Raw genomic sequence first — 22,556 nt, 5'->3', positions numbered from 1 at the left:
GTGTTCCGGTTGTCACGCCAGTGGCATTGCCGGGTAGCTATGTTCGGAATAGATAACCGCTGAAAGCATCTAAGCGGGAAACTAGCCTCAAGATGAGATCTCACTGGGACCTTGAGTCCCCTGAAGGGCCGTCGAAGACTACGACGTTGATAGGTTGGGTGTGTAAGCGCTGTGAGGCGTTGAGCTAACCAATACTAATTGCCCGTGAGGCTTGACCATATAACACCCAAGCAATTTGATTCCTCGAAAGAGCATCAGATTGCGGTGTGTGAAGACGCAATGAACCGAAAGTTCGTATCTCACAAAACACCGATTTCTATCACATCCCCAATTTGCTGAAGCGCGGCCGACTGGCCACGATTCGGTACCCGAATTTCTTGACGACCATAGAGCATTGGAACCACCTGATCCCATCCCGAACTCAGCAGTGAAACGATGCATCGCCGATGGTAGTGTGGGGTTTCCCCATGTGAGAGTAGGTCATCGTCAAGATTAAATTCCGAAACCCCAATTGCGAAAGCAGTTGGGGTTTTGTTTTTGCGGCGTGAAAAAAACGAGAGCAATCAAGCACAAATTGCTCAGTTATTTTTGCCCCAGGACACTAGAATAGGTCCAACTTTTTCAGAGTCAGAGCGCTTATGCCGGATTCGGTTGACGCCAAAGAGCTGTCAGAATTACCACTGGAAGATCTGGTTGCCTGCCATGAGTGTGATTTGCTCATGCGCAAACCCGAACTCGCCCACGGCGAAAAAGCCCTGTGCCCACGCTGTGGCTACGAACTCTATGCCCATCGGTACAGCGTTGTACAACGCAGTCTTGCATTGGTCATAGCCGCGCTGTTGCTGTATGTCCCGGCGAACTTTTTACCCATCATGCAGCTCAATCTACTCGGGCAATCTTCGCATGACACTGTCTGGAGCGGGGTTGTTGCGCTTTTTGACACGGGCATGCAAAGCGTTTCAGTGATTGTGTTCCTGTGCAGCATGGGGATCCCGCTGCTCAAGCTGCTGTGCCAATTGGCCGTATTGTTGAGTATCCGTTTCGATATCGGACGCAGTTACGGCTTGTTGCTCTATCGCATTTATCACCACATACGCGAATGGGGGATGCTTGAGGTTTACCTCATGGGTGTGTTGGTTGCGATCGTCAAACTGGCAGATATGGCAGCAATCACCGTCGGCCTGGGATTGGCGTGTTTCATTGGTTTGTTGCTGGTTCAAGTCTGGCTGGAGGTCGTCATGTCGCCTCACCAGATCTGGCAGGCGTTATCAGGAGAGGATGCCCATGCGGGCGATTGATGCAGGCATTCTGATTTGCAAGGAATGTCATGAATTGAACAGGCAGGAAGCTGATACCGATGAGCAAGTCTGTACGCGCTGCGGGGCGCTTGTGCACGCCCGCACCCCGAATAGCCTGGTGCGAACCTGGGCCTTGCTGATCACCGCTGCCATTCTGTACATACCGGCGAATCTGCTGCCGATCATGACCGTCAACTCTCTGGGCAAGGGGGCTCCGAGTACGATCATGGCGGGGGTGATCGAGCTGGTGCACTACGGAATGATCCCCATTGCCGCCGTGGTGTTTATCGCGAGCATTCTGGTGCCGACGTTCAAGCTGGTGGGGATCGCGCTGTTGCTGTTCTCCGTGCAGCGTCGGCAGCCACTTTCCGCGCGGCAGCGCATCTGGATGTACCGTTTTATCGAATTTATCGGCCGCTGGTCGATGCTCGATATCTTTGTGATCGCCATCCTCGTGGCGGTTGTGAATTTCGGGCGGCTTGCCAGCATCGAAGCCAATCTTGGTGCCGTCGCGTTCGCCAGCGTGGTGATTCTGACGATGCTTGCCGCAGTAACTTTTGATCCCCGACTGATTTGGGATAACACGGAGTCGGACGACGACCATGAGTGATTTGCCTGTAGCGAAAACCCGACCGGCCTCCAACTGGTCTGCCATTTGGGTGTTACCACTGATTGCCTTGATCATTGGCGGCTGGCTCGGCTGGCGTGCGTATAACGAAACCGGCATCGAAATTCAGGTGCGCTTTGAAAGTGGTGAAGGTATTCAGGCCAACAAGACTGAGGTTGTCTATAAAGGCATGTCGGTCGGTAAAGTCAAAAGCCTCAAGCTTGATGACGAGGGCAACTCCAAGGGTGTGATTGCCAGCATCGAAATGAACAAGGATGTGGAGCAATACCTGCGTACAAGTACACGTTTCTGGCTGGTCAAGCCGAGCGTGACCCTGGCCGGTATCACTGGCCTTGAGACGCTGGTTTCAGGCAACTACGTTGCGGTCAGTCCGGGGGAGGGCGAACCCGTCCGCAAGTTCAAGGCCCTGGCACAGGAACCGCCACTCTCTGATGCGCAGCCCGGCCTGCACCTGACAATCAAGGCTGATCGCCTGGGTTCGTTGAACCGTGGCAGCCCGGTGTTCTACAAGCAGATCAAGGTTGGGCAGATCAAGAGCTATATCCTTTCCGAAGACCAGAGCACCGTTGAGCTCAAGGTCTTCATTGAGCCGACCTACGCCAAACTGGTGCGCAAACACACCCGTTTCTGGAACGCCAGTGGCGTCAGCATCGACGCCAACCTGTCGGGTGTGAAGATACGCAGTGAGTCCCTCGCCAGTATCGTTGCCGGTGGTATCGCGTTCGCTACGCCGGAAAACCGCAAGGACAGCCCGCCTACCGATCCGAGTCTGCCTTTCAGGCTCTATGAAGACTTCGATGCCGCAGCGGCCGGTATTCGAATCAAGGTCAAGCTCAGCGACTTCGAAGGCTTGCAGGCTGGTCGCACGCCGGTGATGTATAAAGGCATTCAGGTCGGTAATCTCAAGGCACTGAAAGTCGATCCTGACCTTTCCGGAGCTACTGCTGAACTGACGATGGACCCGTTGGCCGAAGACTATCTGGTGGACGGTACGCAATTCTGGGTGGTCAAACCGTCGATTTCCCTGGCGGGAATTACCGGTCTGGAAGCACTGGTCAAAGGTAACTACATCGCCGTGCGTCCTGGCGACAAGGGCTCGGCACCGCAGCGCGAATTCGTCGCACGGCCCAAAGCGCCACCGCTGGATCTGCGCGCACCTGGCTTGCACCTGGTGTTGTTCACCGAAAACCTCGGCTCGCTGGAAGTCGGCAGCCCGGTTCTCTACAAGCAGGTCAAGGTCGGTTCGGTACAGAGCTACCAGTTCTCGCGAACCAAAAAGCAGCTGATCATCGGCGTGCACATCGAGAAGGAGTACGAGGAGCTGGTTAACGCCTCGACACGCTTCTGGAATGCCAGCGGCATTACGCTGACGGGCGGGCTCGGTGGGGTTCAAGTCAAAAGTGAATCGTTGCAGAGCTTGATGGCCGGCGGCATCGCATTCGAGACGCCTGAAGCCAAGGCACCCTTGCAGAAACGCATTCCACGTTTCCGTTTGTTCGCCAATCATGAAGACGCCACGCAAAAGGGCGCAGTGGTCACGATCAAAGTGGATCGCGCCGATGGTCTGCGTACCGGCACGCCGATCCGCTTCAAGGGTCTGGATGTCGGCAAGATCGAAGATGTCGACCTGAGTGAGGATTTGCAGTCCGTACTGCTCACCGCACGCATTACTGAAGTGCCGGAGCGCATCGCTCGGGTGGGTAGTCAGTTCTGGGTGGTCAAGCCTGAACTGGGACTGATCAAAACGTCCAACCTCGAAACCCTGGTCACCGGGCAATACATCGAAGTACAACCTGCGGCCAAGAATCTTGGCCCGCAGAAGAGTTTCGTAGCGTTGCCCACGCCACCGGAAACAGCCAAACAGGAGGCCGGTTTGAGCCTGGTGTTGAGCGCTCCGCGCCGTGGGTCCCTTAAGGCCGGTGTGCCGGTTACCTACCGCGAAATCACGGTGGGCAAGGTGACTGGCTACGAGTTGGGTCAGACGGCTGATCGTGTGCTGATCCGTATCCTGATCGAACCAAAGTACGCACCACTGGTACGCAGCGGTACACGTTTCTGGAACACCAGTGGTTTTGACTTCGACGTGGGTCTGTTCAGAGGTGCGACGGTGCGCACTGAGTCCCTGGAGACAATGATTCAGGGCGGTGTTGCCTTTGCCACGCCAGACGGTGAGCGCATGGGGAACCCGGCGCGGCCCGAGCAGACGTTCGCGCTGTTCGACAAGTTCGAAGATGAATGGCTGACCTGGGCGCCGAAGATTCCCCTCGGCAAGTAGTTCTCCGGTGCCTGTGCTGCCGTCATCGCGAGCAGGCTCGCTTGCACAATGATCTTGATCTGATGTGGGGGCGAGCCTACTCGCGAAACGGTCTTTGAGTGCACCAAAAAGACTAAAAAAAGCCTACAAAAAAGGCCGCGATCCATCGGATTGCGGCCTTTTTTATTGCCTTCGATTCAAGCCTCAGACCGCATCCAGCTCCGGTTCATCCGCTGGCTCGTTGATCGTCGTCTTCACTTGTTCGTGACGACGAATGTACTTCCAGTCCGCTTCATCGATGTAGATACCGGCGGGACCGCTGCCGCCTTCCAGGTCGATGGCGACACTGGCGCAGACTTGCGGCTTCACACTCGCCAGAATCGGTACGAAGCCCAGTTGCAGGCTGGTTTCCAGCAATGCGGCCTGGTTCTTCTCATCAATGTCCGCGGCCTCGTCAAGGTAGTACGGTAGACGCACGCGACCGGCGAGGTCGCGATCCATCAAGTGCAGCAACAAGTACATGTTGGTCAGTGCCTTGATGGTCATCGTGGTGCCATTGGACGCGGCGCCGTCGATGTCGGTATGGATCACTGGCTGGCCGTTGACCTTGGTGATCTCGAATGCCAGTTCAAACAGATCCTTGAGGCCGAGCTGATTGTGGTTCGCCGCTACCAGACGCGCCAGATATTCCTTGGCCTCTTCGTTCTTGTTGTCCTGTTCGGCGCTTTGGCTGAGGTCGAAGACGGACAGGGTTTCGCCCTCCTCGTACTGCCCGGCGCTGTGGATGATCTGGTCGATGTGCTTGAGCGCTTCCTTGTTCGGCGCGAGGACGATGCGGAAGCTTTGCAGGTTGGACACCTGACGCTTGTTGATCTCGCGGTTGAACAGCGCCAGTTGGTGCTCGAGGCTGTCGTAGTCGCTGCGGATGTTGCGCAAGGTCCGAGCGATGTCCGTCACGGCGGCACGACGTGCCTTGCCGAGGGTGAGGGCTTCGTCGGTGCGGTGCGCGTAAGCGTTGATCAGCAGTTGCAGACGACGCTCCATATCGTCTTCGCTGTCGAACTTGGCCACGCCCTTTAGGCGCACCTGAGCGTACAGCGCCTCGATCTGGCCGTCGGCGCGCAGCAGGCCTTGCCAGCTGTCCTGATAGTCGTTGAGCAACGGCAGCAGGTTGTCCATCGAATCGTCGATCGGGTCCATAAACGGTGTGCCGAACGGCAGGTCCGCCGGCAACAGCTGGCGGCGACGCAGGGCGTCGTCGAGGGTGCGTTGCTTGGCTTCCATGTCGCCGATCTGCCGGCCGACCAGTTGCAGCTTGGCCGACAGTTGCTGGACGCGTTCGGTGAAGGCGTCACTGGAACGCTTCAGTTCGTCCTGCGCCGCTTCCATTTGCGCCAGTTGCTCGAGCTTGTCTCCTTCCTCGGCGCTCAGGGTTTGCGCGCGGCGGAAGTCTTCCAAAGCCTTTTGCGCATCCAGCACTTGCTGGTACAACGCTTCGGTCTGGGTCTTGCTCGCAGCGCGGTCGGCGGCGACGGCTTGCTGGGTCTTGAGTTGCTTGAGTTCTTTGTCCAGACGCTCTTTCTGATCGCGCAATGCGGCACGGTCAGCCAAGGCTTGCAAGGCTGGCGGTTCGATGTTGGAGATGTCGATGGACAGCCCAGGTACTTCGAAACGCTCGCCTTTGAAGCCGTCGAGGATCAGTTCCACGGACTTCACCCAGTCGCCGTTTTCGTCGAGGGTGATGCCGTGTTCGCCCAATGGCAGGCTGAACAGTGTGCTGTTGAACAGACGCATCAGTCGTTCGACGTCTTGCTGCGAGAATTCTTCACGCAGGCGGGCGTAGCTGTTGTTATCGGCATGATCGAGTTGCTGTTTGACCGACTTCAGGCGTTTTTCCAGATCGCGCAGACGCTCTTCGAGGTCTTCGGCGCTGAACTGACGGGACTGCGCCAGTGCACCGGCCAGTTCATCGTGGGCGTCCTTGGCGGCCAGCAGTTGCTGCTCCAGCACCTTGACGTCATCGACCAGGGCAAAGCGATGCTTGAGCACCGACAGTTCGCCAAGCCAGCGCTGGATGCCGGTGATTTCCCGCTCCAGGCGCATCAGTTCCTGAGTGCCGCCGCGCTGATCGTTTTGCAGGGCGTCCTGCTCGTTACGGTAGTGCTCGGACTGTATGGTCAGTTCTTCCTTGCGCGCACTGGCGTAGTCCGACCAAGTGCCGAGCAGCGAGTCGAGCAGGGGAGAGATCCGGTGCAGTTTGCCGCGCAGAATGTCGCGTTGCTTGACGCCGTTGGCCAGGGCCTCGACCAATGGGCCGGCGGCGACCAGCGAGTTGTAGTCCTGCTCCATGCGTCGTACATCGCGGAAGGCTTCTTCGCACGCCGCAATGTAATCGACGCTGCCGGATCGCAGGCTGTGCTCGAACGCATCGAGAAACAGTTGCTTGAGTTTGGCCGCAGTGATTTCGCGCATGTGCAGCAGGTTGATGAACAGCGCTCTGAAGGTCTTCAGGCTTTGTTCGCTGGTGGAGCGCAGCGGGATCAGCGTCAGGTCCAGCGGGATCGACGTGTGTCCGCCGACCAGCAAACGGCGCAGTTCATCCGGCTTGAGTTCGTAGGCTTTCAGGCCTTCGCGCTCAAGGTTGGTGAACAGTTCTTTTTGACGCAGGCAAGTATCGTTCTTTTGGTAGTGGGCCAAATCGAGTTGACCGGCATAGGCAAAGAACTGGTGACCGAAACCACCCCCAGGGCCACGGCCGACCACACCGATCACGTGCGGGCCGTGGGGCAGGTTCACTTCAACGAGAATGTAACTGGTGTCCGAGGCGAAGTAGAAGCGTCGGGACTGCTCCAGGCTGTACTTGCCGAAGCTCATGTCCGACATGCGCGCCAGAATCGGGAATTGCAAGGCATTGATCGAAGCGGATTTGCCGAGGTTGTTCGCGCCGTAGACCGACAGCGGTTCTTCCAGCGGGAACAGACCAAGGCTGTAACCGGCGGTGTTCAGAAGGGCAAAGCGGCGGATGCCGTAACGTTCCTTGCTCATGCGTCGAGCTCCTGTTCTTCGGCGATGGCGCGGGCCAGGGCGTCTTCTTCGCTTTCACCATCGAATTCACTCAGATCGAGCGGATCGTCGGTCTGCAGCAGTTTTTCGTCGCTGTCTTCATCGATCAGCACTGGCACCGGCAAAGGCAATACGCTGTGCAGGCTGGCTGCCAGATCACGGTCCTGCTGGACCGAGAGGCACACATCGAGGAAACGGTGCATCGGCGGCAAGAACCGGTAGATGCCGTTTTCTTCACCGGCGAAGCCGAGCTGGGTCATGCGGCGCATGATTTTTTCTTCAAGCTCTTCGACGGTCTGCACTTCAGCCTGGATGAACAGGTCGCGGTATTTTTCCAGCAACGACGGCAATTCATCACGGCCCAGGCTGCCGCCATCGAGGACGGCAATCGGATCGCGGCCCTGATCGGCCAGGTGCTCGACGAGGATGAACGTGAACAGCGCCAGACGTTGCGCGGTCTTGTTCACTGCCGCAGCGGCGAGGTCCGGAACGAAGTAGTAGAAGCCGCGGGTATCGCACACCAGTTCAAAACCCAGGGCCTTGAACAGCGTGCGGTATTGGTCCTGGAAGTTCGACAATTGTGCGTACAGCTCCGGATCCCGGCGGCTGACGTGATAACCCTTGAACAGCTCGCGAAAGATCGGTGCCAGATGGGACAGTTCGGATAGATCAAGATGCATGTGGAGTGCTCGCAGAATTCTCGGGGGCCTCAGGGCCGGCCGAGAGCAGGGCGAAGGAGCGCAGGCTGACCTGGTGCTCGTGTGTGAAGTAATCGCGACGTTCCAGGCGCTCGCGCTGGAAGCGTTTTTCCCGGGAGAGGCGCGAGAACCAGTACAGCAGTTCGTCGGTGGCGCCGTCCGGTTCCTGCTCCAGCAGCCAGGTCATCAAGTCCGGCATCGGCAGCGCGTCTTCGCAGCGTTCGAGCATTTCCCGAACCGTGCGTGGCGCACGTGGCGCTTCGCCTTTCTGTGTCTTGTGGGCCTTGGGAAAGCGCGCCGGTTTCGGTTCGAAACGGGCCAGGGCGTAAACGTAGGCTTCGACCTGACTGGCGCTGCCGAGGAAAGTGCTCTGCGGGCGCGTGAACATCGGCATGGCCGCATGCGGTACGGCGTCGATGCCTTTGCGTCGGATCATCGACAGGGCCAGTGCGGCGCCACGGGTCACGGCGTTGTGGCGGCGCGCTTCTTCACGCAGCGGCAGCAGCAATTCGCGGGCATGACGCAGGGTCAACTGGGCGCTGGTCTGCATTTCGAGGATGCGCGCGTGGGTGCGCAGCAGCATGTCATCGTCGACCAGGTGGCCGAGACGTTGCTGTTCGCTGAGCATCTTGAGCAGGACGTTTTCGACCTTGCGCACGCCTTGTTCGAAGGCGCCGTCGGCATTCACCAGATCAATCATCGGCTCGACGTATTCGTCCCAGGTCGCCAGTACTTCAGCGTAACGCTGGCGCAAGGGAATCTGCCGGTCGCTGGTTTTCGCCCGTTCGGCGACGGCCACCAGCGCCTGTTCGTCGTTATCGAGTTTTTTCAGTACATCGCGCACCCGCATGTCGAGCAGGCGCAATTGGCGCGCCAGGTCGTTGCCATCGCGGATATCGAACGCGTCCTGGATATAACCGGCCAGACGCTCGAGGTGGCGCAAATAGGCTTCGATCTCCAGGCACAGGCCCAAACGGTGTTCACGGCGCAGGTAGGCGAGGAAGTCGTGAATCTGCGCATTGAGCTCGAACCGGTTCGGGCTTTTCGCCACGGGGACCAGAATATCGAGGCGAATCCACACGTCCAGCAGGCTGGTGATGTCCTGCGGCGTACTGTCGAGTTGCTGGGCGGCCAACTGTGAACGCAATTCGTTGAGGCTCAGTGTGCCTTGGTCGAAGTGCTCGCACAGTGGCTCCAGAAGTGCCCAGTGTTCAGCGAGGGCGCGCAAGACGCGCTTGGGTTCGATCATCGGAATGGCCGGCTGGTTGGCGATTAAAAGCCGCGATTGTACTGCATTGGGCGCGATGCAATTCACTCTCGGGACAAGCTGTCGCTTTTTGTATCGGTAAAGTCTATCGATCAACAGCGGGCGATCTTGTGCGAACGGCGGTAGAATCAGCGCACTATTAGTTATCCACAAGTGGCCGACCTTTGCTTATCGAGTCCCGCCGTCGCGCTTATTTGAACGCCATGCAGGTGGTCAACTGGCTGCCGCGCACCGAATTGCCCTTTGCCGCGCCTTCACGGCCCGAGCTGCTGGAGATCCCCGAGCCGCTTGTCGTCGCGCCTGTTGCGCCGGCTCCGGTGGCTCAAACACCCGTCGCGCCTGCGGTCAAACCGGCCGAGCGGGTGAAGATCGAGGTGCCTCGGCCATCGCTGGCGAGCACGCGCACCGGGGCCAAACCGGTGGAAGAGGCCGACGCGGCACCGGTCGTGGCGAAGGCGCCGGTCGTGCCGCCACCGCGCTTCGCGCTGCAATTGCTGCGGGCCGGGCGTTGCCTGCTGCTGGTCGAGTTACCCACAGGCGAAACGTTCCAGACCCGCGATCCCGCTTATTTGCTGCTCAAGGACATGTTGCGCGCCGCCGGTCTGCCGGACAGTCCGCAGATCGTCGGTGAACCTGTACGCTGGCCGTTGCTGGTGCGCGGGACGATGGATCAGGGCCCGGAAGCCGCCCGTGACTTCGTGCAGGGTTTTCTCTCGGTGCGGATGGAAGAGGCGCCTTGCGTCTGTCTATGGCTGATCGGCCTGCCCGCGGTGCGTTTTGCCGCAGAGGCAAATGCCGAGGCCTTCAACCGTGAACTCCAGGTCGAAGGCCTGGGTTCGGTCTGGGCCTTGCCGGGCCTGGAATTATTAATGGAAGAGCCACAGCGTAAAGCTGATGTCTGGCAAGCCATGCGTCGGCTGATGGCGCGCTGGAAAGAATCGAATGAGTGACGCTGTATCGTTCCGCCCGATGAGCGAGGCGGACCTGGAAACCGTACTGAAGATTGAATACGCGGCGTACAGCCATCCCTGGACCCGCGGGATTTTCCTCGATGGCCTGGGCAAGTACCAGATCTGGCTGATGTTTGAAGGCCAGCAGCAGGTTGGCCACGGAGTGGTGCAGATCATCCTTGATGAGGCGCATCTGCTGAACATTACCGTCAAGCCCGAAAACCAGGGCCGAGGCCTCGGTTTGACGTTGCTGGAACACCTGATGTCGATTGCGTACAACGCCGACGCCCGGGAGTGTTTCCTGGAAGTGCGCGACAGCAATACTGCGGCGTTCAAATTGTACGAGCGGTATGGATTCAACGAGATCGGACGCCGCCGGGATTACTATCCGGCCGTGGGCGGGCGCGAAGACGCGGTGGTCATGGCCTGTACTTTGGTGGACTGAGCACTGTAGGAGCTGCCGAGGGTTGCGATCTTTTGATTTTCTATTCGAAACAAAAAAGATCGCAACCCTCGGGAGCTCCTGCGAATGCACGCAGAACTCAGCGCTTTTTGTCGAGAGGATCGCGCCGCGCCAGCTCCGCTTCATCCAGGCCATTGCCGCCACCGATGTCTTCTTCATCGACGATGCTCAAGTCCCAGTCTGCGGGTTCATCCTCGCCAGCTTCACGGCTATCACGAGCGCCATCTTCACGGGTCAGCGTTTCCGGGCTCATGTCATCGTCGGTGGGCTCATGGTCATCGGTCGAAGCACCGGTCATGCCTGCTTCACGTACACGCTGGCGGGGCATCAGTTGCTCACGTTCTTTTTCGGGCAGTTCGTCACCGATTTTTGCGCTGGGTTCTTCCTCATCGAAATCCAGTTCACGCACCGAGCCCATGCGGTCTTCGTTGTCATCGACAGGTTCCGGTTGTACCGCATCGTACGGACGTCGTGATTCAGTCATGGCAATTCCTCATACTGTGGGTCTTACTAGGGTGGACCCATCCGGCTCACGAGAATTCCCCCGGCAAGGAGCGCCACGTTTTGCATCAGGGCTTATCTGCATTACGCGCGTGACCTCGACGGGCGGTCGTCTGTCAAAGCAGCGCATCATTCACGAGGCTTCATTGCATGAACGAATTACAAGATCTGATTGATAACAACGAGCGTTGGGCCGATGCGATCAAGGAGGAAGATCCTGACTTCTTCGCCAAACTGGCCCGCCAGCAGACACCTGAATACCTGTGGATCGGTTGTTCCGATGCCCGTGTGCCTGCGAACGAGATTGTGGGCATGCTGCCCGGTGACCTGTTCGTACACCGCAACGTGGCGAACGTGGTGTTGCACACCGACCTGAACTGCCTGTCAGTGATCCAGTACGCGGTCGACGTGCTCAAGGTCAAACACATTCTCGTCACCGGTCACTATGGCTGCGGCGGCGTACGTGCCTCGATGCAGGATCGTCAGTTGGGCCTGATCGACGGCTGGCTGCGCTCGATCCGCGATCTGTATTACGAAAAACGCGACGAGCTGGCCAAGTACGCGACCGAAGAGGAACGTGTCGACCGCCTCTGCGAACTCAATGTGATCCAGCAGGTGGCTAACGTCGGCCACACCAGCATCGTGCAGAACGCCTGGCACCGGGGACAGAGCCTGTCGATCCACGGTTGCATCTACGGCATCAAGGATGGTCGCTGGAAAAGCCTGAACGCCACCATTAGCGGTTTCGAGCAGCTGCCACCGCAGTACCGCTTGCGTCCGGTTGATTCGCAGTAATCCATCGGTTGAGAAAGGCTTGGCTGACGCCCAAGGGCATAGGCAAAAAAGAACGGTATTTCCACTGTTGAAGACAGAGGAAATACCGTTTGATCACAGCCTTGGCGAGGGATGGCGGATCAAGATATTGGAAAAGGATTACAGCAGACGCAATGCCAGTTGGCTGCCGGCACGCAGGTATTCAACTTGTGCGGTTACCGCGTCCTTGACGATTGCTTCGCCGGTATCGGTCAGTTTGGCTTTTTTGGCATCAATGACAGCTGTCTGCAGCAACTGCATGGCGACATCCATTGCTTTCTGGAAAGCAGTCACAGTGTTGTGCTGGCCAAACTCGCGCACCACAACGTCCATTCGACGATCGGCATCGTCTCGCAGGTTTCGGTACTCAACGACCGATACCTTGCCGTCCTGATAAATTTCATTGATCAACTCTTCGAGTGTCCTGGATATCGGGGTCATCGGATCTTCCTTGGGTTGGTGTTTGAATGTCCGACTCAGGTTAATTCAAGTCCACAGCGTCGAAGAATCAGGACTAGCCCTTGCACTCAGTGAGATAACACCGCACGTGTTGTAAGAAGGTTCTTTCGGCTTTTCAGGCCTGGCCCTCGACACAAGCAGTCGGTGGCCAGGCAGACGAAGGGGGAAGTCGATGGCGCAGGCAACCTGCGCTTTTCTTACGGCATCACTGGCGGCGTGTACGCCAGCGTTGTTCCCAGCGCCCACAGCAGAAACAGCACCAGTGGCGTGTGCACCAGCAGCTGCACGAACGAGAAGCCGATCAGGTCTCGCGCCTTCAACCCCAGTACGCCCAGCAGCGGTAGCATGTAAAACGGGTTGATCAGGTTGGGCAGGGCTTCAGCAGCGTTATAGATTTGCACCGCCCAGCCCAGGTGATAGTTCAGGTCGTTGGCGACTTGCATCACGTAAGGCGCTTCAATGATCCACTTGCCGCCGCCGGACGGGATGAAGAAACCGAGGATCGCCGAGTACACCCCCATCAGCAGCGCATAGGTGTCGTGGGACGCAATGCTGACGAAGAAAGACGAGATATGGTGCGCCAGAGTTTGCGCGTCGGCGCCTTTGACCGTGGTCATCAATGCGGCAATCGAGCCGTACAGCGGGAACTGGATCAGCACGCCGGTGGTGGTCGGCACCGCACGGGACACCGCGTCGAGGAAGCTGCGCGGACGCCAGTGCAGCAGCGCACCGAGCATGATGAACAGGAAGTTGTAGGTGTTCAGCCCGGAAATCGCAGTGATTGCCGGTTTGGTCGAAAACTCGTGGAACAGCCAGCCACCCGCCAGCAGCACCAGCACAATGGTCAACAGCGGGCTGTGTTCCAGCCATTCGCCTGGACGAGTGCGCGGTTGCAGGGGCGGCAGGTTGAAGCTGGGGTCGATGCCACAGGCCTTGGCATCGCGCGCCGTGTTCGGGCCAGGCGCGGTGGCGTACGCGATGATCAGCGAAATGACAATCAAGGCCAGTAACATTACGCCCGATTGCCACAGGAAGATCGTCTGGGTGAAAGGAATCACCCCGGTGATCGACAGAATTGATGGCGGCAGGCTGGCGGGATTGGCCTGCAATTGCGCGGCGGACGACGAAAGGCCCAATGCCCACACGGCACCGAGACCCAGATAGGCCGCAGCACCCGCAGCGCGATAGTCCATTTTCAGGTCGGCACGGCGGGCGAGAGCGCGCACCAGCAACCCGCCGAACACCAGCGACAAGCCCCAGTTCAACAGCGAGGCAACCATCGAAATCAATGCCACCCAGGCCACGGCGGAACGACCGTTTTTCGGGATCTTCGCCAGGCGGTCGATCAACTTCACTGCCGGAGGCGAACTGGCAACCACATAGCCACCGATCACCACGAAGGCCATTTGCATGGTGAACGGGATCAGGCTCCAGAAGCCATCGCCGAACGCCATGGCCGCGTCGGTGGGTTTGGCGCCCATCGCAAGGGTGGCGAGGGCGACGATAATCACGGCCAGTGCCGCGAACACCCAGGAGTCAGGGAACCAGCGTTCGGCGAAACTTGAACAGCGCAGGGCAAAACGGGCGGAGCGGGTATCTTCGATATCAGCGGCCACGGGAGTACCTCGAATTTTTATGTTTGTTGTGGTCTTCGGGGCCGCAGCGACCCGTCTGGACAGACGCCAACATTAATTCACCCCGGCATTTTTTGCGGGCCTGATTTGCGGCTATGGGACTTTGGTCTAACGGGTTGTCCGCGGGCGCGTTTGCGTAGACCATGAGCGCCTTGGTTTTTGCCTGCCAGAGTTCTCTTCATGACTGCCAACACCGATTCGCGCCCGGCGCCGTTCAATCGCTCGGACTACAAGACCCTGGGGCTTGCAGCCCTTGGCGGGGCGCTGGAAATCTACGATTTCATCATTTTCGTGTTTTTCGCGCTGACGCTGAGCCAGCTGTTCTTCCCACCGGAAATGCCCGAGTGGCTGCGTCTGCTGCAAAGCTTCGGGATCTTCGTCACCGGCTACCTGGCGCGGCCGCTGGGTGGCATCCTGATGGCGCATTTCGCCGATCAACTGGGGCGCAAGAAAGTCTTCAGTCTGAGCATCCTGATGATGGCGCTGCCGTGCCTGTTGATCGGGATCATGCCGACCTACGCCCAGATCGGCTATTTCGCGCCGTTGCTGTTGTTGCTGTTGCGCGTGCTCCAAGGCGCCGCGGTGGGCGGCGAAGTGCCGAGTGCCTGGGTGTTTGTCGCCGAACATGCGCCGGTGGGCCATCGCGGTTATGCCTTGGGCTTTTTGCAGGCGGGGCTGACGTTTGGCTATTTGATCGGCGCGTTGACCGCGACGTTTCTGGCGCAGGCGTTCACACCGGCGGAAATTCTTGATTACGCCTGGCGCTACCCATTCCTGTTGGGCGGTGTGTTCGGCGTGATTGGCGTCTGGTTGCGCCGCTGGCTCAGTGAAACACCGGTGTTCATGGCGATGCAGGCGCAGCGCGAAACAGCGGCCGAATTGCCATTGCGTACGGTCCTGCGCGAGCATCGCCTGGCGATCTTGCCGGCCATGATCCTCACCTGCGTGCTGACCTCGGCGGTGGTCGTGTTCGTGGTCATCACCCCGACCATGATGCAGAAAGCCTTTGGCATGACTGCCAGCCATACCTTCGGTCTGAGCGCGCTGGGCATTGTTTTTCTGAACATAGGCTGCGTCCTTGCCGGATTACTGGTCGACCGCATTGGCGCCTGGCGTACGGTGATGCTTTATAGCCTGTTGCTGCCGCTGGGGATCGGGGTGCTTTACACCTGCCTGATCACGGGTGGCAACTGGATCGGCCTGGCCTACGTGATTGCGGGTCTTTGCTGTGGTGTGGTCGGCGCGGTGCCGTCTGTGATGGTCAACCTGTTTCCAGCACGGGTTCGCGTTTCAGGCATTTCCTTTACCTACAACATTGCCTACGCCGCCTGGGCAAGTGTCACACCGCTGTTACTGATCGGTCTGATGCCGTGGAGCCCATGGGTCTGTGTGATGTTCAGTGCGGTGATGGGGGCGGTGGGCGTTGGCAGTGCCGCGTATTTCGGTGCGCGCATGCCAAACATTGGGCGTTGCACGGCGGCGGGCGTTACCTGATAGGCAGGTTTGCCAAAGGTGAGGCGTTTATTTTGTGTAGGACAGCGTTGAAGCGCTCTTCAGAAAAGATCCTCAAGGCCGATGATTAGGCTGCATATCGCTTTCTAACCTGTCCATCGGTGCTTTCCATGTTCAATAAACGCTTGAAGCAGGAGCTGTCGGCCCTTCGTGAAGAACTCTCCAGCCTTCAACAAGTGAAGGAAAGTCTGGAAAGCGAAATGCTGGTGCTGACCCTCGACAGTGAGGGGCGGGTTCAGTCGGTCAATCAGAACTTCCTCGATGAGATGCATTACAAGAGCGTCGACTTGATCGGGCGACACATTGACGACGTTGTTCCTGGTCATGTGAAAAACGACGAGTTCCAGCAGCGTTTCAAGAATGCATTGATTCGTGGCGAGCACTTTGCCGGCACCGTGCGCCTGCTGCGCGGCACGGGTCAGGAAGCCTGGTTGCGTTCGATCTTGCAACCGGTGCGCAGCGCTGGCGGGCGGATCAAGCACTTCTCGATTTTCTCCAGCGACCTGACGCGTACCATCGAGGCTTCCCGCGACCACGAGAACCTCATTGGTGCGCTGGTCCGCTCTACAGCGGTGATCGAGTTCGACCTCAATGGCAATGTGCTCACCGCCAACGACCGCTTCCTCAGCGGTATGGGCTACAGCCTGGCGCAGATCAGGGGCAAACATCACCGCACGTTTTGTATGCCGGAAGAGTACAACAGCGGCGAGTACCAGAATTTCTGGCGCCGATTGAATGCGGGCGAGTACGTGGCTGATCGCTTCAAACGGATCGACAGTCATGGTCGTACGGTCTGGCTGGAGGCTTCCTACAACCCGGTGGTCGATGCCAACAACACGCTGTACAAAGTGGTGAAATTCGCCACGGTGATTACCGATCAGGTCAATCAGGAACAAGCGGTGGCCGAAGCCGCCAACATTGCCTACAGCACATCAAAGCAAACCGACCAAAGCGCCCAGCGCGGTAACGCCGTGGTCACCCAGGCAGTCGATGTGATGCGTGACCTGGCCAAACACATGCAAACGGCCGGAGATGGTATTGAAGCCCTGAATGAGCAGTCGCTGGTGATCGGCACCATCGTCAAAACCATCAGCGGCATTGCTGAGCAGACCAACTTGCTGGCGCTCAATGCGGCCATCGAAGCGGCCCGCGCAGGTGAGCAGGGTAGGGGGTTTGCCGTGGTGGCGGACGAGGTCCGGCAACTGGCTTCACGCACTAGCCAGGCCACTGACGAAATCGTCCTTGTAGTGCGTCAGAACCAGGACATGGCGCGCAATGCCGTGTCGCTGATGACTGACGGCAAGCTCCAGGCCGAGCAGGGGTTGGCGCTGGCCGCGGAGGCGGGTACGGTGATTGTCGAGATCCAGGACGGCGCGCAGAAGGTGGTCAATGCGGTGGGGCAGTTTGCCAATCAGTTGACCGGTTGATTCAACGCCATCGTATTTGGAAGATCGCTACAATCTGCTCCTTTGCCCAAGGAGCAAACTTCCATGAGCGCTTCCCACCGCCGCCCCGTTCCCTTGTCCAAGGCCTATCGTCTGCTCAATCACGGGCCGACCGTGTTGGTCAGCGCAACCCACAATGGGCAGCGCAATATCATGGCCGCAGCCTGGGCCATGCCGCTGGATTTCGAGCCGCCGAAAATCGCCGTGGTGCTGGACAAGTCCACTTGGACACGCCACTTGCTAGAGTCCTCGGGCACCTTTGTACTCAACGTGCCTTGTGCCGCCCAAGCCGATATCGTCCAGACCGTTGGCTCGACCTCCGGCCTGGAACTGACCCGGAGTCAGGGCCGGGACAAGTTTGATGCCTACGGTTTGCAGACCTTCGAAGGCGAACGGATCGCTGCGCCGATGCTCGAAGGCTGCGTCGCTTGGCTGGAATGCCGTCTTCTGCCCGAGCCCGATAATCATCAACAATACGACCTGTTCCTGGCCGAAGTGATTGCGGCCCAGGCGGATGAGCGTGTCTTCAGCGACGGCCGCTGGCATTTCGAAGGTCATGACTCGTTGCGCACTTTGCACCATGTGGCGGGTGGGCATTTCCTGAAGATTGGCGACCCGGTGGACGGCAAGGCTTTGCAGCCGTAACGTGGTTCGATCCAAGCCATCAGCACATTTACAATGAGGCCAAGCGATGAGCAAGTTGCGTGTGGGGATCATTTTCGGGGGCCGTTCGGCGGAGCATGAAGTGTCATTGCAATCGGCGAAAAACATCGTCGATGCGCTGGATCGTTCGCGTTTCGAACCGGTGCTGATCGGCATCGACAAGCAAGGCCACTGGCACCTTAACGATCCTTCGAGTTTCCTGTTGAATCAGGAAAACCCGGCGCTGATCGCACTCAATCAGTCCAACCGCGAATTGGCTGTAGTGCCGGGTAAAGCCAGTCAGCAACTGGTGGAAACTTCCAGCCAGGAACTGCTGGGCCATGTCGATGTAATCTTCCCGATTGTCCATGGCACCCTTGGTGAGGACGGTTGTCTGCAGGGCTTGCTGCGCATGGCCGACTTGCCGTTTGTCGGTTCCGATGTGCTCGGCTCGGCCGTGTGCATGGACAAGGACATCAGCAAGCGCCTGCTGCGCGATGCCGGTTTGGCGGTCACGCCGTTCGTGACCCTCAATCGCGCCACGGCAGTGCGTTCGGGGTTTGCCGAGGTACAGGGGAAGCTGGGCTCGCCGCTGTTCGTCAAACCGGCGAATCAGGGCTCGTCAGTGGGGGTGAGCAAGGTTGCCGATGAGGCTGAATACATCGCAGCGGTGGAACTGGCGTTGAGTTTCGACACCAAGGTTTTGATCGAATCCGCCGTCAGCGGCCGCGAAATCGAGTGCGCGGTGCTCGGCAACGAAGACGCCATTGCCAGCGGCTGCGGTGAAATCATCGTGCGCAGCGGCTTCTACTCTTATGACAGCAAATACATCGATGCTCAGGCGGCCGAGGTGGTGGTGCCAGCCAACATCAGCCCCGAAGCCAGCGAGCGCATTCGTGCCATGGCAGTTGAAGCATTCCACCTACTCGGTTGCTCGGGACTGGCCCGCGTCGACGTGTTCCTGACCGACAACGGTGAAGTATTGATCAACGAGATCAACTCGCTTCCCGGCTTCACCCGCATCAGCATGTACCCGAAACTCTGGCAGGCCACCGGTATGACCTATAGCGAATTGGTAACGCGTTTGATCGAGTTGGCACTGGAGAAACATCAGGACAGGCAGGCGTTGAAGATCAGTCGTTAAGCCGGTAAAAAGGGCCTGCCAACCGGTAAGCCCTTTCGCATTCCCGCGTGCGATTCAATCCCCCAGTGCCAGCCCCTCACGTCGTGGGTCCGCGCCACCTGCCAATGATGTTTTCCCTCGCGCATCCTTCACACGCACAATCGCCTGGGTGCCGCTGGTCATGTCGATTTCACTCACCGTGTGCCCTTTGTCCTTCAGCGCCTGAATCAGCGTCTGGCTGAATTGGCCGCGCTCCAGTTCCGTGGGGCCGTTGCGGCTACCGAAGTTCGGCAGGTTGATGGCGGCTTGTGCATCGAGGTTCCAGTCGAGCAGTCCGATGGTGGATTTGGCGACGTATTCGATGATTTGCGAGCCGCCGGGAGAACCGACCGTGGCTAGAAATTCGCCGCTCTGGCGATCGAAGATCAAGGTGGGGGCCATGGACGAGCGTGGGCGTTTGCCAGGTTCGACGCGGTTGGCGACTTTCTGCCCGTTCTCTTCGGGGATAAACGAGAAATCGGTCATCTCGTTGTTGAGTAGAAAACCCTGGACCATCACGTGGGAACCGAATGCCGATTCGATGGTGGTGGTCATGGACACAGCGCCACCGGCGTCATCGACCGCCACCACTTGCGAGGTAGAGATGCGCAGCGGCGAACGGTCTGGCGCGTAGGCAACCTGAACGCCTGGCGGTGTGCCGGGGTTGGCGGTGCCCATGCTGCGTTCCCCGATCAGGGCGGCACGGCTGACGAGGTAAGCCGGATCGAGCAGGCCTTTGACCGGTACGGGCACGAAATCGCTATCGGCCAGGTACTGCGCACGGTCGGCGTAGGCCAGACGCTCGGCTTCGGCGATCAGGTGCACGGCTTGCGGCGTTGGCTCGATGCCGGCCGGAAAGTCGGTTTTAACCGGTTTCATCGGCGCCAGTGCCAGGCGTTGATCACGCGTTTCCAGGGCTTGCAACGTGCCCAGGATTTGCGCCACGGCAATGCCGCCCGACGACGGCGGTGGCATGCCGCAAACCTGCCAGCGTTTGTAGTCCGTGCACAGCGGCGCGCGTTCCTTGGCCTGATAGCCGCTGAGGTCGCTCAGCGACAGACTTCCCGGGTTGCTGTGACCTTGAACCTTGGCCACGATCTCTTGGGCGACAGCGCCTTTGTAGAGAGCATCGGGACCTTCATGGGCAATACGTTTGTACAAGGCGGCCAAGGCCGGATTTTTCAGCACGGTGCCTGTGGCTTTCGGGGTGCCATCGGCGTTGCGAAAGTAGGCCATCATGTCGGGTGAGCGCTGCATCGATGAGTCCGCAGCGATCAACCGGTGCAGGCGTGGGGAAATGACGAAGCCTTGTTCGGCGAGTGTTATCGCCGGATCAAACAGTTTCGACCAAGGCAGTCGGCCGTGTTTTTGATGAGCCAGTTCCAGGGCGCGCAAGACACCCGGCGTCCCCACCGAGCGACCGCCAATCTGCGCTTGGGTGAACCCCATGGGTTGCCCGTCGGCTTGCAGGAAAAGCTTCTCGGTGGCACCGGCCGGCGCGGTTTCGCGACCATCGTAGGTGCGCACGGATTTGCCATCCCAGAGCACGATCAGCGCGCCACCGCCAATGCCCGATGATTGTGGTTCGACCAGCGTCAACACGGCTTGCATCGCAATCGCCGCATCGATGGCCGAGCCGCCCTGGCGCAACATCTCGCGTCCGGCTTCAGCGGCCAGCGGGTTGGCGGCGGCCGCCATGTATTTTTCGGCGTGGCGGGTTTGCAGGTCGGTGCGATAGCCCGAAGCGCTTTCCGGTGCGATGGGCAACGTCGGCGCCGAAGCGTTATGACACGCGGTCAGGGTTAAAGCACTGGCGACGAGCGCGAGGTCTGACAGGCGAAAGCGGCTCAAAGGGAAGGCTGAGAACACGCGAAAATACTCCGTCCGTTGGATACAAGATCAATGGACTCTAAAGGCCGACCGGGGCGGACGCAAACCAGCTTCTGCGGCAAATTGTTTTTGTCCTTCATGGGCGACCGGATTTTCTGTAGGGTCGTTGGCACCAGGCAGGCCAGAAGATCTACAAGAGGCGTACATGCAAACCGAATTCCCGACCCAGCCCAGCTATCGTACCCAGCGCGAACAGTTTCTTGTCGCGGCGACCGGCGCTGGCGCGACGCTGACCGAGTACCTCCATCCGCTCAAAGGGCCGTTCGGCGAGACCTTGAGCACCGATGTCGCGGTGCTGGGTGATCCTGGCGCCAAGCGTTTGCTGATCGCGTTGAGCGGTACCCACGGGGTCGAAGGTTTTTATGGTTCGGGTTGTCAGACCCAATGGTTGCAGGAACTGGGCAAGCGCTCCCTGCCTGCGGACGTCGCTGTGGTGATGATCCATGCCATCAACCCCTGGGGCATGGCTTGGCTGCGTCGAGTCAACGAAGACAACATCGACCTCAATCGCAATCACCTGAACTTCCAGCGCTCGCTGCCGGACAACCAGGCCTACAGCGCGCTGCATGAAATCTATGCCTGCGCGCAATTGCACGGCCCGGAGCGCGAGCGTGCCGATGCCTTGCTCGACGAGCAGATTCGCCAGCATGGCTGGCCAGCGGTGATGTCGATTGTCGAAGGCGGACAGCATGCTCATCCCGATGGCCTGTTCTACGGCGGGCTCGCGCCTGGCTGGTCGAACCGCACGCTGCATCAGATCTTGCAAAAGCACGTGGCCCACGCTGAGGTCGCGATGTGTTTCGACTTGCACACGGGCGCGGGTGAGTACGGGCATCCAATGCTGTTGACCATCACCGAGTCTGCCTATTCGGCACTGGCGGATGCACAAGCGATTTACGGTCCGTGGCTCTATAGCCTGCAAACCGGTGCCGACACCACGAGCGAAACCGGGGTGGCCGCGACGGCCACCGGTTACACCTCACAGGCGTTGATCGATGCGTTACCGCATGTTCGGTTGATGCCGTTTGTCATCGAGTGCGGGACCTATCCCGGGCCGGACGTTCACCGGCATCTGCGCGATGACCATTGGCTGCACCTGCATGGCAACCCGAGTGATACGGTGGGGCGGGCAATCAAACTGAATCTGCTGGAGCAGTTCTACCCTGCCGACAGTGATTGGCGAGCGATGGTCTGGCTGCGGACCTGGCAGATCTGGGAACGGGCGTTGAACGCGTTGCCAACGGTTCGTGCCTGATCTGTAAATGGCGTTGATGTACTGAAGCGATTTACTGTGGGAGATTCTATGTTTGGGGGAAACCCCCAAGCATAGAATTTGGCGTGTATTCACTTTGGTTTTTCATCAGCGCGAACATCACTCTGGCGAGCTTGCGTGCCAGGATAACCAAGGCTTGAGTACCTTTTAGGCCTCTGGCCAGGTAGCTCTGGTAGTACGGTTTCCAGACCGGCGAGCGGCTGGCGGCCATGGCACTGTTGTGAAACAGGCGCCGAAACTCAGAGTCCCCTCGCTTGGATAGCCGACGCCTTTGATCCTTTTGTCCTGACTGCCTCACCCGCGGATCCATGCCGAGGAAGGCGACGTACTCGTCGCTGTTTGCAAACTCCCCACGCAAAAACGCCGTGGCCGCTGCGGTGGCCGTCAGCAGCCCGACGCCCTCGACGGCCTGGCAGCGCTTCACCTGATCCTGCATCCCGGCGTCCTCGGCAATCTCCTTGAGTGTTTTCTGAATCGTTTTTTCGAACTGGGCAATGGCGACCAGAAGCTGGTTGAACTGCTCTTTGAGCAGGGGCTCGTTTTTCCAGCTCTGCTTGAGTGCGACACAGCCCCGGACCAGTTGGGCCCGGCGACGAAGCAGGCT

19 protein-coding genes, 2 rRNA genes and 1 pseudogene are annotated in these 22,556 nt (G+C 58.9%); 14 read left to right on the top strand and 8 right to left on the bottom strand.

The genetic code is table 11. From position 1 onward, the window contains the following. The 5 genes from AD668_RS22725 to AD668_RS22705 form a co-directional block, all read left to right on the top strand. Positions 1–219, top strand: a 23S ribosomal RNA gene (locus AD668_RS22725); the annotation flags it as partial. 157 nt (positions 220–376) lie between these two features. Beyond that, positions 377–492 (top strand): 5S ribosomal RNA (gene rrf, locus AD668_RS22720). Between the two features lie 146 nt (positions 493–638). Continuing rightward, positions 639–1,298, top strand: coding sequence for a paraquat-inducible protein A (locus AD668_RS22715; RefSeq protein ID WP_053162422.1), 660 nt, complete (start codon positions 639–641; stop codon positions 1,296–1,298). Then, positions 1,285–1,908 carry a paraquat-inducible protein A gene (locus tag AD668_RS22710; protein ID WP_053162420.1) on the top strand — a complete coding sequence of 208 codons (624 nt, stop codon included), beginning with the start codon at positions 1,285–1,287 and terminating at the stop codon, positions 1,906–1,908. The genes AD668_RS22715 and AD668_RS22710 overlap by 14 nt, the downstream gene beginning before the upstream one ends. Continuing rightward, positions 1,901–4,201 carry an intermembrane transport protein PqiB gene (locus AD668_RS22705; RefSeq protein ID WP_053162418.1) on the top strand — a complete coding sequence of 767 codons (2,301 nt, stop codon included), beginning with the start codon at positions 1,901–1,903 and terminating at the stop codon, positions 4,199–4,201. The genes AD668_RS22710 and AD668_RS22705 overlap by 8 nt, the downstream gene beginning before the upstream one ends. 183 nt (positions 4,202–4,384) lie before the next feature. Here AD668_RS22705 and mksF read toward each other — a convergent pair whose 3' ends face one another. From mksF to mksB, 3 genes are read right to left on the bottom strand one after another with little or no spacing between them, the layout of a single operon-like run. Next, complete coding sequence (mksF, locus tag AD668_RS22700; RefSeq protein WP_053162416.1) at positions 4,385–7,225, bottom strand: Mks condensin complex protein MksF; 2,841 nt, start codon at positions 7,223–7,225, stop codon at positions 4,385–4,387. Next, positions 7,222–7,923: an Mks condensin complex protein MksE gene (gene mksE, locus AD668_RS22695; RefSeq protein WP_053162414.1), complete on the bottom strand. Its 702-nt coding sequence runs from the start codon at positions 7,921–7,923 to the stop codon at positions 7,222–7,224. The genes mksF and mksE overlap by 4 nt, the downstream gene beginning before the upstream one ends. Continuing rightward, on the bottom strand, positions 7,913–9,190 hold the full coding sequence (mksB, locus tag AD668_RS22690) for an Mks condensin complex protein MksB (protein WP_053162412.1): 1,278 nt from the start codon (positions 9,188–9,190) through the stop codon (positions 7,913–7,915). The genes mksE and mksB overlap by 11 nt, the downstream gene beginning before the upstream one ends. Positions 9,191–9,411: 221 nt before the next feature. On the opposite strand from mksB, the gene AD668_RS22685 reads away from it, so the two are divergent. Continuing rightward, the gene (locus AD668_RS22685; protein WP_053162410.1) at positions 9,412–10,158 is read left to right on the top strand and encodes a hypothetical protein; all 747 of its coding nucleotides are present in this window, start codon (positions 9,412–9,414) and stop codon (positions 10,156–10,158) included. Further along, positions 10,151–10,603 (top strand): ribosomal protein S18-alanine N-acetyltransferase, encoded by a 453-nt coding sequence (gene rimI, locus AD668_RS22680; RefSeq protein WP_053162408.1) that lies wholly within the window; start codon positions 10,151–10,153, stop codon positions 10,601–10,603. The genes AD668_RS22685 and rimI overlap by 8 nt, the downstream gene beginning before the upstream one ends. Before the next feature lie 97 nt (positions 10,604–10,700). On the opposite strand, the gene AD668_RS22675 is transcribed toward rimI, so the two are convergent. After that, on the bottom strand, positions 10,701–11,105 hold the full coding sequence (locus tag AD668_RS22675) for a hypothetical protein (protein ID WP_053162407.1): 405 nt from the start codon (positions 11,103–11,105) through the stop codon (positions 10,701–10,703). A 167-nt stretch (positions 11,106–11,272) separates the two neighbouring features. Here AD668_RS22675 and can point away from each other — a divergent pair, with 167 nt between their 5' ends. After that, complete coding sequence (can, locus tag AD668_RS22670; protein WP_053162405.1) at positions 11,273–11,917, top strand: carbonate dehydratase; 645 nt, start codon at positions 11,273–11,275, stop codon at positions 11,915–11,917. Between the two features lie 138 nt (positions 11,918–12,055). On the opposite strand, the gene AD668_RS22665 is transcribed toward can, so the two are convergent. Further along, a complete protein-coding gene (locus AD668_RS22665) occupies positions 12,056–12,376 on the bottom strand; it encodes a hypothetical protein (RefSeq protein ID WP_053162402.1) in 321 nt (106 codons plus the stop codon). A 215-nt stretch (positions 12,377–12,591) separates the two neighbouring features. Then, positions 12,592–14,010, bottom strand: coding sequence for a short-chain fatty acid transporter (locus tag AD668_RS22660; RefSeq protein WP_053162401.1), 1,419 nt, complete (start codon positions 14,008–14,010; stop codon positions 12,592–12,594). 198 nt (positions 14,011–14,208) lie between these two features. On the opposite strand from AD668_RS22660, the gene AD668_RS22655 reads away from it, so the two are divergent. The 5 genes and pseudogenes from AD668_RS22655 to ddlA all read left to right on the top strand — a co-directional run bounded on the left by AD668_RS22655 (position 14,209) and on the right by ddlA (position 18,771). Further along, positions 14,209–15,522, top strand: coding sequence for an MFS transporter (locus AD668_RS22655; protein WP_053162399.1), 1,314 nt, complete (start codon positions 14,209–14,211; stop codon positions 15,520–15,522). A gap of 128 nt (positions 15,523–15,650) precedes the next feature. Continuing rightward, positions 15,651–16,379 (top strand): annotated as a pseudogene (locus AD668_RS30410) (PAS domain-containing protein); the annotation flags it as partial. Continuing rightward, positions 16,359–16,967, top strand: a complete 609-nt coding sequence (locus AD668_RS30405; RefSeq protein WP_256220753.1) for a methyl-accepting chemotaxis protein — start codon at positions 16,359–16,361, stop codon at positions 16,965–16,967. The pseudogene AD668_RS30410 and the gene AD668_RS30405, both read left to right, overlap by 21 nt. A 63-nt stretch (positions 16,968–17,030) precedes the next feature. After that, a complete protein-coding gene (locus AD668_RS22645; protein WP_053162396.1) occupies positions 17,031–17,630 on the top strand; it encodes a flavin reductase family protein in 600 nt (199 codons plus the stop codon). 46 nt (positions 17,631–17,676) lie between these two features. Further along, positions 17,677–18,771, top strand: a complete 1,095-nt coding sequence (gene ddlA / locus AD668_RS22640) for a D-alanine--D-alanine ligase (protein ID WP_053162394.1) — start codon at positions 17,677–17,679, stop codon at positions 18,769–18,771. Positions 18,772–18,825: 54 nt separating this feature from the next. On the opposite strand, the gene ggt is transcribed toward ddlA, so the two are convergent. After that, positions 18,826–20,658 (bottom strand): gamma-glutamyltransferase, encoded by a 1,833-nt coding sequence (gene ggt, locus AD668_RS22635; RefSeq protein WP_053162392.1) that lies wholly within the window; start codon positions 20,656–20,658, stop codon positions 18,826–18,828. A 166-nt stretch (positions 20,659–20,824) separates the two neighbouring features. Between ggt and AD668_RS22630 the strand changes: the two genes are divergently transcribed. Next, positions 20,825–21,934 carry a DUF2817 domain-containing protein gene (locus tag AD668_RS22630; RefSeq protein WP_053162390.1) on the top strand — a complete coding sequence of 370 codons (1,110 nt, stop codon included), beginning with the start codon at positions 20,825–20,827 and terminating at the stop codon, positions 21,932–21,934. Positions 21,935–21,980: 46 nt separating this feature from the next. On the opposite strand, the gene AD668_RS22625 is transcribed toward AD668_RS22630, so the two are convergent. Continuing rightward, a partial coding sequence (locus AD668_RS22625; RefSeq protein ID WP_156322389.1) for a transposase occupies positions 21,981–22,556 on the bottom strand: 576 nt, incomplete at its 5' end.

This window comes from Pseudomonas sp. P1.8 (assembly GCF_001269805.1).
Lineage (GTDB): Bacteria > Pseudomonadota > Gammaproteobacteria > Pseudomonadales > Pseudomonadaceae > Aquipseudomonas.
This window is presented reverse-complemented; position numbering and strand designations above follow the sequence as displayed.

Excerpts from the sequence above, each read along its gene's own strand:
- AD668_RS22715 (WP_053162422.1), top strand. The coding sequence starts at position 639 with ATGCCGGATTCGGTTGACGCCAAAGAGCTGTCAGAATTACCACTGGAA.
- AD668_RS22710 (WP_053162420.1), top strand. The coding sequence starts at position 1,285 with ATGCGGGCGATTGATGCAGGCATTCTGATTTGCAAGGAATGTCATGAA.
- AD668_RS22705 (WP_053162418.1), top strand. The coding sequence starts at position 1,901 with ATGAGTGATTTGCCTGTAGCGAAAACCCGACCGGCCTCCAACTGGTCT.
- mksF (WP_053162416.1), bottom strand. The coding sequence starts at position 7,225 with ATGAGCAAGGAACGTTACGGCATCCGCCGCTTTGCCCTTCTGAACACC.
- mksE (WP_053162414.1), bottom strand. The coding sequence starts at position 7,923 with ATGCATCTTGATCTATCCGAACTGTCCCATCTGGCACCGATCTTTCGC.
- mksB (WP_053162412.1), bottom strand. The coding sequence starts at position 9,190 with ATGATCGAACCCAAGCGCGTCTTGCGCGCCCTCGCTGAACACTGGGCA.
- AD668_RS22685 (WP_053162410.1), top strand. The coding sequence starts at position 9,412 with ATGCAGGTGGTCAACTGGCTGCCGCGCACCGAATTGCCCTTTGCCGCG.
- rimI (WP_053162408.1), top strand. The coding sequence starts at position 10,151 with ATGAGTGACGCTGTATCGTTCCGCCCGATGAGCGAGGCGGACCTGGAA.
- AD668_RS22675 (WP_053162407.1), bottom strand. The coding sequence starts at position 11,105 with ATGACTGAATCACGACGTCCGTACGATGCGGTACAACCGGAACCTGTC.
- can (WP_053162405.1), top strand. The coding sequence starts at position 11,273 with ATGAACGAATTACAAGATCTGATTGATAACAACGAGCGTTGGGCCGAT.
- AD668_RS22665 (WP_053162402.1), bottom strand. The coding sequence starts at position 12,376 with ATGACCCCGATATCCAGGACACTCGAAGAGTTGATCAATGAAATTTAT.
- AD668_RS22655 (WP_053162399.1), top strand. The coding sequence starts at position 14,209 with ATGACTGCCAACACCGATTCGCGCCCGGCGCCGTTCAATCGCTCGGAC.
- AD668_RS22645 (WP_053162396.1), top strand. The coding sequence starts at position 17,031 with ATGAGCGCTTCCCACCGCCGCCCCGTTCCCTTGTCCAAGGCCTATCGT.
- ddlA (WP_053162394.1), top strand. The coding sequence starts at position 17,677 with ATGAGCAAGTTGCGTGTGGGGATCATTTTCGGGGGCCGTTCGGCGGAG.
- AD668_RS22630 (WP_053162390.1), top strand. The coding sequence starts at position 20,825 with ATGCAAACCGAATTCCCGACCCAGCCCAGCTATCGTACCCAGCGCGAA.